Source organism: Streptomyces sp. NPDC055962, from assembly GCF_042270185.1.
GTDB lineage: Bacteria > Actinomycetota > Actinomycetes > Streptomycetales > Streptomycetaceae > Streptomyces.
This window is the reverse complement of the sequence record NZ_JBHJYN010000006.1, coordinates 146,567-160,866: the sequence shown is the minus strand read 5'-3', so window position 1 is coordinate 160,866 and position 14,300 is coordinate 146,567. Positions and strand designations below refer to the sequence as shown.

Below are 14,300 nucleotides of genomic sequence, written 5' to 3'. Positions count from 1 at the left end.
CGTCCGGCGATTTCACTCCGGCGAGACGACGGATTACGCCAGATCCTGTACGGGCGTGAGCTGTTGGGCCGCGTCAGGCGCTCGGCGCGGCGGCGGGGTTCCGGCCGCCGACCGGTGGCCGGCGACCGGAACCCCTGGTGGCACCCCCGTCACTCACTCCAGGAGGTCGGCGTACGCTCCCAGCGCCAGTGCGACGTCGGTCTGTGCCCAGAACCGGTGGTAGGTGAAGACCGGGGCGGCTCCGCCGTCCAGATAGGCCTGCACCTTCGGCCAGTTCGGGTCGTCCTTGTAGAAGGACCGGATGGAGAGGAACGTCGAGTCGTTGTCGACCGTGTCCCCGTTGGGCATCGTGCCCGTCCAGCCGTTCGGGACGTAGACCGGGTCGTCGAACCGGTTGTAGTCGGCACGGGTCTCCGGGACCGCGATGCCCGCGTCGTCCTGGTAGTGGCTCCACATGCCGTCGAGCAGTCCTTCGGCCGTGGCCTTCGCCTCGGCGTCACCGGACTTGGCGGCGTAGTAGGTCAGCGTCCTGGCGTAGGCACCGGCCACCCCGACGTCGTTGGTGTAGTCGGCGACGGTGACGTGGAGTGCGGAGTTCGCGCCGGGTCTCGACGCGTTCCAGGTGTCGGGCGCGCCCGACCACTTGAGGGTGGACGGCATGAGGTAGGTGCCGTCCGGGTTGATGGTCGTCTCGGACAGGGCCCAGTCGACCCACTTGTCGAGTACGGCCTTGGCCTGGGCGTCACCCGTCTCGTGGTAGTACTCGGCGACGCGCTCCATGGACCACGCCTGGAAGCCGAACCACTGGTTGGACGGCGGGTCGTGGTAGACGGGCTTCTCGTCGTAGTACATGCCGTAGAAGGTGGGCGTTCCGGCCGGAGGCTGGGCGTAGCTGCCCTTCCAGCTGTTGGTCGCGCCACCCGCGATCGCTCCCTCGTCGGACTGGAGCCACTGGTAGAAGTCCAGCTGGCGGTCCAGGCTCTTGGCCCAGTCCTGCTGGCCCGTGGCCGACTTGGGCTTGAGATCGGCGACCGAGCTCAGCGCGTAGGCGGCCATGGGGTTCTGGTATCCGCCGTGGGCGTGGCTGGATCCGATGCGCCAGGACCAGCCGGCCGAGGTGTCGGTGGCACCACCCCAGGCGTAGTACCAGGACATCAGGTAGTGCGCGCTGTCCTTGCCGCTTCCGGCGGGGCAGGAGGTCGGGCCGACGCAGTTGCCGATCTTCTTGAAGTACTTGTCGAACATGGAGTAGCGAAGATAGTCGCCCATCTTCGCCGCCTTGCCGACGGTCGCCGAGACCTCGGCGCCCTTGCCCTGCTCCTTCGCCCAGACGTCGGCCCAGTAGGCGGCCTGCACGGCGCGCGCGTCCGCGTCCGGGGCGTTGGTGAACTTCCACTGCTTGGCGTAGGAGGCGTCCCCGGTGAACAGGTCCAGGTAGCCGTTGTCACCGCCGTAGGTGAAGTTGTCGCAGGTGGGGTGGGTGACGGTCTCCCAGACCGACTCCTGCGGTCCGCGCTGGAAGGTGTTGATGTACGACGGCCCGGTGTCACCGGGTCCGGCCGCGCACTTTCCGGGGGAGTTGCCGTATCCGTAGACGTTGTCGACGTCCTGGATCCAGTGCATCCCGTAGATGTCGTCCGTGCCGTACGCGCTCTTCAGCTCGGAGGCGATCGGGTCCGATCCGGAGGACGCCGATCCGTCGAGCACGGCCGGGTACTCGTTCGGGGTGTCGTGCTCCGGCGCGTAGGTGGCGGGCTTGGAGGCGTTGTAGAAGGAGTTCGTGGGCTGGTCGGCGTGGGTGGGGATCATGTACTTCTCCATGGTGGCCCACGCACCGTTGAACTTCGTCCAGTCCCCGGTGATCTTCCCGTACATCGCCTGGAGCCAGATCAGATAGCTGTACGCCTCCGACGTCGTCTCGTGCCCCTGGTCGGGGGCCTCGACGATCAGGGTCTCGACGGAGTGGTAGGGGATTCCCTCCGAGGAGAAGTAGCCGTTGGCCGGGTCGGTGATCTTCCCGTACAGATCGAGGAAGCGGGCGTCGTACTCCTTCGCCGCCGCGAGCTGGGTGACGGTCACCTCGGCCTTGCTGTGGCCCGGTGCCGTGACGGTGAAGGTCGCGGCGCCCGTTCCCGAGGCGGCGGCGGAGACGGTCACCTTCTGGGGGGCGGACCAGTTCGACGCGGTGAAGGTGAGGCTCGCGCCACCGGTGACGCTCAGGCCGGTGTTGCCGGCGCTCCGAGCCACCGAGACGGTGACGGACGAGGTGGGTGCGGTGGACAGGGAGACGTTGAACGTCCCCGACTTGCCCTGTTGTACGCCCAGTTGGGCCGGTGCGGCGACGACGGCCGGCCCGGCGGCGACAGTGATGCCGGCGGGTGTCGACTCCGCCGAGGCGCCGAGGCCGTCGTACGCCCTGGCATACACGGAGTGGGCACCGGCGGACAGTCCTGTGGCGCTGAAGGTGTACGGGGACGTGGTGTCGGTCCCGAGCAGCTTCGTGTCGTCGTAGAACTCGACCTTGGTGATTCCGGCCCCGTCCGCCGCCGCAGCGGTCGCTGCCAGGGGTACGGCGTCTCCGGCGGAGAAGACCGAGCCTGCCGCCGGGCTGGTCAGCACGGTGATCGGCGGCTGGTGCGCACCCACGCAGGCCGTGCCGTTGACGGCGAAGGCGGTCGGCGCGGCGTTGGTGCCGCTGTAGGAGAACTGCGCGCCGGTGGTGGCTGCGGCCCCGGCGGCGATGGCCCCGTTCCAGGCCGCGTTCTTGACGGTGACGGTCCTGCCCGACTGGGACCAGCTGCCGTTCCAGCCGTTGGTGAGCCTCTGGTTGCCCGCGTAGTCGTAGGTCAGGGTCCAGCCGTTGATCGCGGCGGTGCTCCTGTTGGTGACGGTGAGCTCGGTGCTGAAGCCCGAACCCCAGTCATTGACCTTGTAGTCGACGCTGCATTGGACCGCGGCGGCCTGGGCCGGCGTGCCGGCGGCGGCGGTCATACCCAGGGGAAGGGCCAGCGCCGCCACCAATGCTGTCCACAACCGACGCTTTCCGGCTCCGGTTCTGCCCGGTCTTCCCGGTAACCAAGTTCTTCGTGCGCGTCCCGATGGCATGCGCGGTACCTCCTCGCGGCTCGGCGACATGGGGGGTGTGCGGGGTTGAGCACAAGCCTTGAACCAGTGGGAGCGCTCCCAGCATGGGGAGGAGGAAAAAGAGAGTCAAGAGACTTGAAGAGTCGAATTATTTCGATAGTAAGAGATGGGAACTGGTGTGTTGACCGACACCACTTGACGCTCTAACGTCATGCCACACCAGTGGGAGCGGTTCCATCAGTCGACGTGCCGTAGGGGGCACGCCCGATCTGCAAGGAGTCGCTCATGCGACACACCCCGCACTTATCGCACCTGTTCAGGCTGCTCCTCGGAGCGGTGCTCGGCATGGCCGGCGGTACTGCCGCCGCCATGGTCACGGCTTCCGGATCCGCCCTCGTACGCACGGTGGGGAACAGCACCGCGCATCAGTGGGACGGCGGCACACGGAGGGCGGGCACCCCCACCGGCGACAAACCGGTCCGGACACGTGCGTACAGCGCGGGCCTTGCGGCCGGCCTGCCGGCCTCCGCCGCGGATCGCCTCCGCGCCCGGCGCCTCCAGGCTCGACAGCACACTCCGCACCACGGATCCGACCGGCTCCACCGGTCCGGCGGATCCGCCCGTCCCCGTAGGCGCACCTCCCGAACGAGGAGTACCCGCTTGGCCTGACCACCCATGCTCCGCTCTACCTTCACCGGCGATGTCGCCGGATCCACCACCCACGCCGACAGCATGCGCCCCGGCTCCGGTCACACGAGAGCCGCGGGCTCGCAGAACAGCCCGTCGTCGTGTGTCACGTGCACCACTCCGACGTCCCCGCGAACGGGTCGTGCTGTACCCCCCGTTCGCACCGGTCGCGCCGAAGTCCCCCTCGCCACCTGCGAGATCGGCGCACTCCCCTGCCCCCACCGGGTCGTGCCGGGGTTCGACGACCGCGGACACCGCGCCACCGGACGGACCGGGAACATCTGGGACCTCTCCCAGCCCGTCCTCGATCAGCGACTACGACGGAATCCCCACCCCGTACGACATCGGGCTGCGTGATCACCCGCGCGCCCTCGACAGCTGAGGAAACGGAATTCGCATGAGCCGCACGAGCCGCACCACCCTGCGCCGATCCCGAACGGCACTCATCGCCGCGGGGGCACTCGTCGCCGCAGCCGCGGGATCCGCCGCCGCGGTGGCCCCCTTCGGAGCCTCTGCCGCGGCGGCGGCAGGCTGCACCGTCGACTACAAGATCCAGAACCAGTGGAACGGCGGGCTGACCGCCTCGGTGAGCGTCACGAACAAGGGCGACGCCGTCTCCAGCTGGCAGCTGGAGTGGTCGTTCGCCGGCAGCGAGAAGATCAGCCAGGGCTGGAACGCCACGGTCTCGCAGACCGGCGCGGCCGTCACCGCGAAGAGCCTCTCCTACAACGGCGCTCTCGCCACCGGTGCCTCCGCCTCCTTCGGCTTCAACGCGTCGGGCAACGGCAACAGCACCGTCCCGGCGACCTTCAAGCTGAACGGTGTCACCTGCACCGGTGACGTGACAGGTCCGACCGATCCGACGGACCCGACCGATCCGCCCACCGATCCCCCCGCGGGCAGCAAGGTGAACAACCCCTACGCGGGCGCCAAGGTCTACGTGAACCCGGAGTGGTCGACCAAGGCGGCCGCCGAACCGGGCGGCACCAAGGTCTCGAACCAGCCCACGGGGGTCTGGCTCGACCGCATCGCGGCCATCAAGGGCGCCAACGGCAGCATGGGCCTGCGCGACCACCTGGACGCCGCCCTGACCCAGAAGGGCTCCGGCGAGCTCGTCGTCCAGCTCGTCATCTACAACCTCCCGGGGCGCGACTGCGCGGCGCTCGCGTCGAACGGCGAGCTCGGCCCGACGGAGATCGACCGGTACAAGACGGAGTACATCGACCCGATCGCGGCGATCCTCGCCGACTCGAAGTACGCGGGTCTGCGCATCGTCACCACCGTCGAGATCGACTCGCTCCCGAACCTGGTCACCAACGCCGGCGGCCGCCCCACGGCCACCCCGGCCTGTGACGTCATGAAGGCCAACGGCAACTACGTCAAGGGTGTCGGCTACGCGCTCAACAAGCTCGGCAACGTCGGCAACGTCTACAACTACATCGACGCCGGCCACCACGGATGGATCGGCTGGGACGACAACTTCGGCGCTTCCGCCGAGATCTTCCACCAGGCCGCGACCGCCGAGGGCGCGACGGTCGACGACGTCCACGGCTTCATCACCAACACGGCCAACTACAGCGCGCTGAAGGAGACGAACTTCAAGATCGAGGACTCCGTCAACGGAACCTCGGTACGCCAGTCGAAGTGGGTCGACTGGAACAGGTACACGGACGAGCTCTCGTTCGCGCAGGCCTTCCGGACCAAGCTCGTCTCGGTGGGCTTCAAGTCGGACATCGGCATGCTCATCGACACCTCGCGCAACGGGTGGGGCGGCGCGGCCCGGCCGGCCGGCCCGGGTGCCACCACCAGCGTCGACACCTACGTGGACGGCGGACGGATCGACCGGCGCATCCATCTCGGCAACTGGTGCAACCAGGCCGGAGCCGGCCTCGGGGAACGCCCCAAGGCGGCCCCGGAAGCCGGTATCGACGCGTACGTCTGGATGAAGCCCCCGGGGGAGTCGGACGGTTCGAGCAAGGCGATCCCGAACGACGAGGGCAAGGGATTCGACCGGATGTGCGACCCGACCTACACCGGTAACGCACGCAACAACAACAACATGTCGGGAGCCCTGGGCGATGCCCCCGTCTCCGGCAAGTGGTTCTCCGCCCAGTTCCAGCAGCTCATGAAGAACGCCTACCCGGCGCTCTAGGCTCCGCGCCGACGGGCTCCGGGCGCTCCCCCGCCCGGGCCCTCCCGTCGGCTGCGCCACCGGTCGAACAGAGCGCGTCCGCGAGTCATCGGCGCGGACGCGCTCCCGCGCGCGGCGGGCTCCTTGGTCCGTCCGCCGAGCCTGGCCCTCATGCCGGTCCGTGTGACGGCTGAAGGCTTCGCCTTGGTCCCGGACTTCCGGCCGGACTTCGGATCCGCTCCGGGCTTCGCCTTGCCCCTGGAGTCGCTCCTGGTCCTGTCCGCTGTCCGGGACGCGGTCTTCGGTGCGGTCTTCGCCTCCTTCGCCGGGGCCGGGTCGTCGGCAAGTGCGTGGTACCGGTGGCTGACCCGCCGTCCCACGAACAGGTAACCCAGCAGCGCGCCGCTGGTGTTGAGGATGACGTCGTCGATGTCGAAGGCCCGTCCCGCCACGAGCGCACCCTGCCCGAGCTCGATGACCGCGATGACCAGCACGGTCAGCACGATCATCCGCAGCATACGGAGACGGCGCGGCACCAGGATCGGCAGCAGAACGCCGAACGGCGCCCCGAGCAGGAGGTTTCCGCCCGCCTGTTTGCACGCGGCGAGGAAGGTGTAGTCCTCGGCGTACTGGCGCAGGGACCGCCCCGGCCTCAGATTGGACGTGACGATGTCCTCCGACGCGGGCGACGGCGTGAGCGTCACCTTCGCCAGCACCACGGAGAACGCCACCAACGCGAGGAATGTCGCGGCCAGCACGGCCGCGCGCAGCAGAAGACGTCCCGTACTTCTGCGTCGTGCACTACGATCCGCCTCTGCATTCATGGCGGAACGGATGCCCCCAACCCTGGCGGCCACACCCCGGGATGGGTGCGACCATGTGCGCATGAGCGCACAGAAGAAGGACGAGCTGCTGGCGGAGGCAGTGCGGCTGCGTGAAGAGGGCCATCCCGAGCAGGCCAGGGAACGTCTCCTCTCCCTCACCGCCGCGTTCCCCGACTCGGTCGAGGTCGCGTACCAGACCGCCTGGGTCCACGATGTGCTCGGCCTGGAGGCCGAGGCCGTGCCCTACTACGAGCGGAGCCTCCAGGGGGACGGGCTCGCGCCGGAGGACCGCCGGGGGGCGTTGCTGGGACTCGGCAGCACCTATCGGGTCCTCGGCAGGTTCGGCCAGGCCGTCGAGACGCTCCGCCGGGGTGTCTCGGAGTTCCCGGACGACGGGGCGCTGCGGACCTTCCTGTCCATGGCCCTGTTCAACACCGGTGAGCATCACGAGGCCATGCAGCTTCTGCTGCGCCTGCTGGCGACGACGAGCGACAGCCCGGACGTGCGGCGGTACCGTCCCGCGATCGAGCATTACGCGACGGATCTCACCGGGACCGTGTGAGCGCGGCCCCCACCAGGGAGCGGCCGGCCGCTCCCTGGTGGGGGCCGCGGTCATGCCGTCCCGGCAGTCCGTCCCACGCGGTCCGGCAAAGGGGAAGCCCCGGCCGGATCGGGGGAATCCAGCCGGGGCGGCTTGTGTGCGGAGGCGAAGAGTGACCGTCTGCCGATGGGCTCCGGCCGCTCACCCCCACGCATAGATGAACGATAAACCACCATCCGCCGTTCCCGTGAATCCGCCCCCACCCATGTGATCCACACCACGATCGCGCAGGCCCGCGGGCCTGCGCCGACGGCGGGAGGGTGACGCCGACAACGGGTCAGCGGGTCTCGCGGAACACGACGTGACGCCCTGCGACCGGGTCGAACTTCATCAGTTCCAGCCGGTCGGGGTCGTTGCGGCGGCTCTTCCGTGTCACATAGGTGTGGCCGGTTCCGGCTGTGGACCGGAGCTGTACGACGGGCCTGGTCTCACTGCGCGCCATGGCAGGCACCTCCAGACGGGACAGCGACCCCGTCCCCGGATGGGAACGGGTGTCGTTTTCACTTCTGACGGGCTCAACGCGCGAGGTCGCGCCACCATTCCCGATCCGGGGCGCCACGCACCGAGGTGCACACACCCGAACAGGCGGTCTACGCACATCCACACCTCCCTCCGAACACCCTCTCGACGCCGCGGCGCGATCGGAGCGTCGCGCACACGGCTCGCGACACCTCACGACTCCGCATATGCCCTGATCCGCGCGGGTGCGAGCTGCGTGGGGCCGCACGCGCGGGCGTACGCGGGGCGGCTCACGCCGGTTGACTTGCGTCAACTCCCCACCAGGGGCAAGGGTGTTCGGCGGACCCGCGCTCCACCCGGCCGATGGCATATGCCAGAAGCAAGGACGCGTCGAGTGTTGCCAAATCCCTTACGGGGTCTCTCAGCCTGTGCAACAGTCGTGTTCGGTCCTACCCCACGAACCGGCCGTACCGCCTGTATCGGAGTACCAGATGCCGTCCCATCTGTTTGCGGACCGCCCCGCCCCGCAACCGCCGGAGCGGGAAGCAGTCGACGCCCTGATCGACCGGACGCGACTGCTGCGCGGCGACGTGGACGCGGTGCGGCGCGACACCTCCGTGCTCGACGACGACGATCCCCGGCTGCGGTGGCGGCGCGCACTCTGCGAGCTCGCCGTCCATCAGCTCGACGATCTCGGCGAGCACCTCGGACAGCTGCGGGACGGCATCCCCGCCCCCCTGCCTGCGGAGGAAGCGCCCGCCGGGACTCCCCCCGAGCCTCCGACGGGCTCCCTTCTCAGCAGGGTCGGCAGCGCCGAATGGAATCTGCTCACCGACGAGGTCAGCTGGTCCGACGAGCTGTACCGGATCTTCGGCCGGGAACCGGGGGCAGGCGCACTGTCGCTGGACGAACTGCCGTCCGTACTCCTCGCGGAGGACCAGCCCCTCCTGACATCCATGGTGACCGACTGCCTGGTCGACGGCCGGCCGATAGACGGCGAGTTCCGGATCCTGCTGCCCGACGGCGCCGTACGCACGCTGCACATGATGGGCGAACCCGTCCTGGACGCCGACGGTTGCACCGCCTCCATGTGGGCGGTCCTGCGCGACGTCAGCAGACTGCGGCGCAGTCAGCACGCCGTCGGCCGGACGCAGGACACACTGCAACGCCAGGAGCACATGGCCCGGGCCGAGCACCGGATGGCGGTGCAACTGCAGGAGGCCGTTCTGCCCCCCTGGCACGGCTCGCTGCCGATATCCGGCCGGAGGGCGAGCGGCCTGGACATCGCCGCCCACTACGCGCCCTCCGGGTCGAGCGATCTGGTCGGCGGCGACTGGTACGACGCGCTGCCCCTCCAGGACGGGAGAACGCTGCTCAGCGTCGGTGACCTCACCGGCCACGGGATCCCCGCGACCTCGGCCATGGCGATGCTGCTCGGTGCGCTGCGAGGCATGGCCGTGGCCGGAGTGGACCCGGGTGCGGTCATGGGACATCTCAACCAGCTGATCGAATGCTCCGCGCAGCCGGCCCTCGGAAGCGCCGTGTGCTGCCGCTTCGATCCGGCGACCGGCACGCTCACCTGGGCACAGGCGGGCCACCCCTCGCCGCTGCTGTTCCGCGACGGAGTGGGGCGCCCTCTGCCCGCACCGGACGGGGTGCTCCTCGGTGCGGCGTCCGGTGTCACCTACGAGCAGGAACAGATGGCCCTGCTCCCCGGCGATGTGCTCGTCCTGCACACCGACGGGCTGACAGGCCTCGGCGACCGCGGAACCGGTCCGGACATGCTTCTGGAGCTGGCCCCCCGTTTCGCGCAGGCCCGCACGGCACAGGACTGCGTGAGGATCGTGGTCGAGGAGCTCGGTTCTGCCGAACGGCTCGACGACGCATGTGTGATGGTGGCCCGCGTGGAGGGCTGAAGGAGTGCCTGGTCGCCTCGGAAACATCCCCGTACAGCTCTTCGGGTGGTCCGGACAGAACCATGCCTGTACGGCCCCTCGGACACGGCACACCAGCCAGGTCCGCGGGCAGAGGTCCTTCCCCACGCCTCGACGGGGGTCCCTGGTCAGGCCTGGGAGCCTTTGGCCTTCTTGTGGGAGGCGGCACCCGAGGGCAGGGCCATCTCGATCTCCTCGCGCAGGTCCTCGATCTTGGCGTACCCGGCGAACTGCCCGGTGAGCCGGTACATCTCCCGCAGGCGGTCCCACGTGCGGTGCGAGGAGGTCTCCCCCATCGACACCAGGGCGAGCCTCGCGTACCGGTCGGCCTGCTCCGGGTCGTCGGCGATGAAGCACGCCGAGGCCAGCGAGATGTAGTCGAAGATCTTGGACCGCTGGCGGCCGTTCATCCGCAGATCCAGCGCCTGCTTGGCGTGGCGCTGCGCGGTGGACGCCGCGGCCGGGTCGTGCTCGGCCAGCGTACGGAAGGCCAGGGCCTGCATCCCGTGCATGTCCGCCTCGTCGAACATCTGCATCCAGCTCGGAGGCGGCACGTCGCCCTTGTCCGACACGAAGAGGTCCTCGGCCTCGCCGAGGGTGCGCCGCATGGCCTGCCCGCGGCCCATCGACGCCTGCGCCCACGCCTCGATGGTGTGCAGCATCGCCCGGGTACGCGGCAGGGTCTCCTCGCCGGAACCGGACTTGGCGAGCTTCATCAGGTCCAGCGCGTCGTCCGGCCGGCCCAGGTGGACCATCTGCCGGGCCGCGCGGGAGAGCGCCTCGCCCGCGCGGGGACGGTCGCCGCCCTCGCGCGCCGCGTGGGCGGCGATCACGAAGTACTTCTGGGCGGTGGGTTCGAGCCCGACGTCGTGGGACATCCAGCCGGCGAGGACCGCGAGATTGGCCGCGACGCCCCAGAGACGGCGCTGCAGGTGGTCGGGGTGGTGGTAGGCGAGCATGCCGCCCACCTCGTTGAGCTGACCCACGACAGCCTTGCGCTGGAGCCCGCCGCCCCTGGAGGCGTCCCAGGCCCGGAACACCTCGACCGAGCGCTCGAGGGCCTCGATCTCCTCGGAACCGATGGGGGCCGCCTCGTACAGGTCGAAGCCGGCGTTGTCGGCGTACAGGGGTTCGTTGAGGCGTGAGGCCCGGGCCGCCGGAGCGGGCTCGGAGTGCAGCCAGTCGTACATGGCGCCGGTGAGAGCTGAGCCAGCGGCGAGCGCGGCGCCCGCGCCCACCAAGCCGCGTCGGTTGAGCATGAGGTCCATTCCCGTGAATTCGGTGAGGACCGCTGCCGTCCGTTCGGGCGCCCACGGCAATCCGTCGGGATTCTCTTCCGTCCCGGCTTTTCTCCGCTTCCCCACACGCCCGCGCCGGCCGAACCCGAGGTCCTCGATGGTCACGACACGGCCGAGCCGCTCGGTGAACAGAGCTGCCAGCACTTCGGGCACGGGATCGCGGGGTGACTCCCCCATGTCGATCCAGCGCCGCACCCGCGAGGTGTCGGTGGCCAGTTGGAGGTGGCCCATGGCCGCCGCCTGCCTGTTCACCATTCTCGCGAGTTCACCCTTGGACCAGCCGGCGAGGCCGAACAGGTCGGAAAGGCGGGTGTTGGGTTCTCCGGTCACGTCAAGCCCCCAGGTTCTCGGCTGACTTGACCCTAGCCCCCCAGCGGATGCCGGGCGAATATTCGCCAGGGTTCGCCAGGGGTCGCTAGATGTTCCACTACCCGCAGGTCGGTGTCAGGTAGGAGTGCGCCACCCCGCCCGGCAGCCCTAGGTACTCCCCAGGGTGCCGAACGGCCGCCGGCCGGGGCGGCGCACGCAACTTGTCGGCGCACGAAGGGATCTGTCTCGCCCATGTACACAGCATCGTCCTCCGTGTCCGCCCCGCCCCGGCAGCTTCGTCCCTCGGGGGCGGGCGGCGGGCCGTATCTCGACCCCCGCGCCGTGAATCCGGCGTCCGGCACGGGTCGGACCCGGCGGGCGGCGGGGCCGGGCTCCCAACCGCTCAGCGGAAGACTGGACCTGTCCGGCGCCCAGGGCGCGCAGCTGCGGATGGCCATCGCCTCCGTGCACCGCATCTGCCCGGAGTTCAACCCGGTGCAGGTGCTGCGCCGCAGCGGGCGGTCGGTGCTCATCGTGGGCACCACCGGCCGCGCGACCGCGGTGGCCAAGTGTTTACTCGACCACTCCCCCGCGTGGACGGAGCGGTTCAGGCACGAAATAGCTGCATACCGCGCCTTCGTCAGGCACCGCCCACCGGTCCGGGCCCCGCGGCTCATCGCCGCCGACCCGGAGAACTGCACCCTGGTGATCGAGCGGATGCCCGGACGGGTCGCGGCTCTGACGAGGCACCCGGCGGAGGCGCCGCCCCGTGCGGACCTGCGGGCCGTTCTCGGCGCGGTGAGCCGGATCAACGCCTGGCGGCCGCCCGCCGGCCTCTTCGACGCGCCGCTGGACTACGCCTCGCGCATCGCCCGCTACCACGAGTTGGGGCTCTTCACCGACCGCGATCTGGGTGACCTGCAGAAGCTGCTGCACGGCCTGGCCCACGCGGGCGGCCGGCAGGGCATGGGCCAGTTCTGCCACGGCGACGCCCTGCTCTCCAACATCCTGCTGCCGCCCACCGGCCCCGTCCTGGTCGACTGGGAGCACGCGGGCTGGTATCTGCCGGGGTACGACCTGGCGACCCTCTGGGCCGTGCTCGGTGACGCACCCGCGGCCCGGCGCCAGATCAGCCAGCTGGCGCAGGCCGCGGGAGCCGCGGCCCGGGACGCCTTCCTGGTCAACCTCATGATCGTGCTGACACGGGAGATCCGTACGTACGAGACGGCCGTGCAGCGCGCCATGCGCGAGGGCGCACCGGCCGGAGGCGGCCAGGCACGGCAGGGGGTGCTGTCCTCCGGCGAGGAGCAGCGACTGCTGCTGCGCAGGCTGCACGACGACTGCGCGATGGCCAGGCGGGCCGTCCGGGCGGCCGTCGGCACACGCTGACCACACCGGCTCGACCGGTCTGACGGACGGGGGAAGCGCGCTGCGGGACCGGTGCCGACACATGGGTCCCGCAGCGCGTCCACGGTCTCAGCCGCGGCTCATGAGCCGGCTCGCACCACATCGACGTCGGATGCCTTCACGAACCCGATCCGGTGACCGATCTGGACCGTCACGTACCTCTGGGCTCCGCGGAAGTACGTGTGGTCGTACGGCTTCGAGGAGTCGATCGTCGGGGCGTAGTAGTAGCCGGTGGGTGCCTCGCCGCCGCCGGGGAACGCCTGACCCGCCTTGATCGTGTAGACGAGGGGTGTGCCGACGGTCGGCTTGACGAAGTCCGCCGGGTACTCCCCCTTCTCCGGGTAGGCCACGCCGTACACCGGCACTTCGGCCTTGCCCGCCTTCGGGCGCACGACCTGCCCGGCGGTGGGGCTGACCACCCGGGTCCCCGCTGGGGTCTCGAACCACGCCTTCGCGCCGTACCACCAGATCGCCGTCCAGCCGGGTGCCCTGTCGGCGACGACGGCCTGCTGGGTGGCGCTGATCTTGCTGCCCCAGTCCGCGGCGCAGTTCGTCCCGGGCGATCCGTCGGGATGCAGTCCGGGGTCGGAGAAGAGCGGCGCGTCCGCGGACGGCCCGGTGTGCAGCGGGACCGCACTGCTGCCCTGCCGGGGCAGGTCGACCTTCTTCTCGCAGTCGCGGAACTCCTGCTGGTTCTTGGTGAAGTCCGCGCTGACGGTGACCAGTTCGCTGCTCCTGGGGGCGCTCGGCAGGGCGGGCCGCCCGAGCAGCGCCATGAAGCGGTTCCAGTCCCAGTAGGGTCCCGGGTCCCAGTGCATGTTGGGTGTCCCGGCGGCACTGGTGGGCGGCACGCCGTCGTGTCCGAGGATGTGCTGCCGGTCGAGCGGGATGTCGTACTTCGCCGCCAGGTGACGCACCAGCCGTGCGGTCGAGCGGTACATCTCGGGGGTGTACCACTTGGCGCCCTCGGCCGCGACACCCTCCTGCTCGATGCCGATGGAATGGGTGTTGAGGTACCAGTTGCCCGCCTGCCAGGCGACGTCCTTGTTCTTCACCATCTGTGTGACGTGGCCGTCCGACGAGCGCACCACGTAGTGGGCGGAGGTCTGGTTGGCCGGGTTCTGGAAGATCTTCAGGGTGGTGTCGTAGTCGACCTCGGTGTCGTGCAGGACGATGAACTTGACGGCGTTGCTGTCGGCACGGTCCGCCGTGTCGTAGTTGCCGTAGGTGTCCTTGTCGGCCGGGTCGCCGGTCTGCTGGTAGGCCGCGGGGACCCAGTCGCAGGACAGGCCGCGTGGACATTCCGGTCGTACGGTGTCCGCGCCGGCCGCTGCCGGGGAGAGGAGCGCCACGCTCAGCGCCCCCGCCGTGGTCAGTGCGAGTGCGAGTCTGATTCTCTGCTTCGACGTCATGACAACCCTTCTTGGGCCTGGGGTGGCAGAGCGGTGCACGGGGGCGCTCCCCGCATTGGTCGGTCGGCGCACACTCTGTGGCGGGAGGTGTCGGTGAGTCAAGAGTGCAGTGTGCAGGGATACCTGAGCTTGTGTGACTATTCCGCGCTGTGCG

The 14,300-nt window shown here is 69.7% G+C and carries 9 protein-coding genes; 4 read left to right on the top strand and 5 right to left on the bottom strand.

Going from position 1 to position 14,300, the window contains the following annotated elements; translation table 11 throughout:
• Nucleotides 1-153: 153 nt before the first annotated feature.
• Nucleotides 154-2,991, bottom strand: a complete 2,838-nt coding sequence (locus ACFC51_RS19285; RefSeq protein ID WP_376529799.1) for a glycoside hydrolase family 48 protein — start codon at nt 2,989-2,991, stop codon at nt 154-156.
• Between the two features lie 1,177 nt (nt 2,992-4,168).
• Between ACFC51_RS19285 and ACFC51_RS19280 the strand changes: the two genes are divergently transcribed.
• Nucleotides 4,169-5,923 carry a glycoside hydrolase family 6 protein gene (locus tag ACFC51_RS19280; protein WP_376375859.1) on the top strand — a complete coding sequence of 585 codons (1,755 nt, stop codon included), beginning with the start codon at nt 4,169-4,171 and terminating at the stop codon, nt 5,921-5,923.
• On the opposite strand, the gene ACFC51_RS19275 is transcribed toward ACFC51_RS19280, so the two are convergent.
• The gene (locus ACFC51_RS19275) at nt 5,920-6,726 is read right to left on the bottom strand and encodes a VanZ family protein (RefSeq protein ID WP_376529797.1); all 807 of its coding nucleotides are present in this window, start codon (nt 6,724-6,726) and stop codon (nt 5,920-5,922) included. The genes ACFC51_RS19280 and ACFC51_RS19275 overlap by 4 nt on opposite strands.
• A gap of 61 nt (nt 6,727-6,787) precedes the next feature.
• Between ACFC51_RS19275 and ACFC51_RS19270 the strand changes: the two genes are divergently transcribed.
• Nucleotides 6,788-7,288 carry a tetratricopeptide repeat protein gene (locus ACFC51_RS19270; RefSeq protein WP_376375854.1) on the top strand — a complete coding sequence of 167 codons (501 nt, stop codon included), beginning with the start codon at nt 6,788-6,790 and terminating at the stop codon, nt 7,286-7,288.
• Nucleotides 7,289-7,604: 316 nt separating this feature from the next.
• Here the strand turns inward: ACFC51_RS19270 and rpmG are convergent, their stop codons facing one another.
• On the bottom strand, nt 7,605-7,769 hold the full coding sequence (gene rpmG / locus ACFC51_RS19265) for a 50S ribosomal protein L33 (protein ID WP_376529795.1): 165 nt from the start codon (nt 7,767-7,769) through the stop codon (nt 7,605-7,607).
• A gap of 508 nt (nt 7,770-8,277) precedes the next feature.
• Here rpmG and ACFC51_RS19260 point away from each other — a divergent pair.
• Nucleotides 8,278-9,702, top strand: coding sequence for a PP2C family protein-serine/threonine phosphatase (locus ACFC51_RS19260; RefSeq protein ID WP_376529793.1), 1,425 nt, complete (start codon nt 8,278-8,280; stop codon nt 9,700-9,702).
• Between the two features lie 146 nt (nt 9,703-9,848).
• Here ACFC51_RS19260 and ACFC51_RS19255 read toward each other — a convergent pair whose 3' ends face one another.
• Complete coding sequence (locus ACFC51_RS19255) at nt 9,849-11,348, bottom strand: hypothetical protein (protein WP_376375846.1); 1,500 nt, start codon at nt 11,346-11,348, stop codon at nt 9,849-9,851.
• A gap of 231 nt (nt 11,349-11,579) precedes the next feature.
• Between ACFC51_RS19255 and ACFC51_RS19250 the strand changes: the two genes are divergently transcribed.
• The gene (locus ACFC51_RS19250; RefSeq protein ID WP_376375843.1) at nt 11,580-12,716 is read left to right on the top strand and encodes an aminoglycoside phosphotransferase family protein; all 1,137 of its coding nucleotides are present in this window, start codon (nt 11,580-11,582) and stop codon (nt 12,714-12,716) included.
• Nucleotides 12,717-12,814: 98 nt separating this feature from the next.
• Here ACFC51_RS19250 and ACFC51_RS19245 read toward each other — a convergent pair whose 3' ends face one another.
• Nucleotides 12,815-14,146 (bottom strand): N-acetylmuramoyl-L-alanine amidase, encoded by a 1,332-nt coding sequence (locus ACFC51_RS19245; RefSeq protein WP_376529791.1) that lies wholly within the window; start codon nt 14,144-14,146, stop codon nt 12,815-12,817.
• Nucleotides 14,147-14,300: the final 154 nt, after the last annotated feature.

What these genes read in the sequence shown, in the direction of transcription:
- ACFC51_RS19250 (WP_376375843.1), top strand. Translation starts at nt 11,580, where the DNA reads ATGTACACAGCATCGTCCTCCGTGTCCGCCCCGCCCCGGCAGCTTCGT.
- ACFC51_RS19275 (WP_376529797.1), bottom strand. Translation starts at nt 6,726, where the DNA reads ATGAATGCAGAGGCGGATCGTAGTGCACGACGCAGAAGTACGGGACGT.
- ACFC51_RS19245 (WP_376529791.1), bottom strand. Translation starts at nt 14,146, where the DNA reads ATGACGTCGAAGCAGAGAATCAGACTCGCACTCGCACTGACCACGGCG.
- ACFC51_RS19285 (WP_376529799.1), bottom strand. Translation starts at nt 2,991, where the DNA reads ATGACCGCCGCCGCCGGCACGCCGGCCCAGGCCGCCGCGGTCCAATGC.
- ACFC51_RS19260 (WP_376529793.1), top strand. Translation starts at nt 8,278, where the DNA reads ATGCCGTCCCATCTGTTTGCGGACCGCCCCGCCCCGCAACCGCCGGAG.
- ACFC51_RS19270 (WP_376375854.1), top strand. Translation starts at nt 6,788, where the DNA reads ATGAGCGCACAGAAGAAGGACGAGCTGCTGGCGGAGGCAGTGCGGCTG.
- rpmG (WP_376529795.1), bottom strand. Translation starts at nt 7,769, where the DNA reads ATGGCGCGCAGTGAGACCAGGCCCGTCGTACAGCTCCGGTCCACAGCC.
- ACFC51_RS19280 (WP_376375859.1), top strand. Translation starts at nt 4,169, where the DNA reads ATGAGCCGCACGAGCCGCACCACCCTGCGCCGATCCCGAACGGCACTC.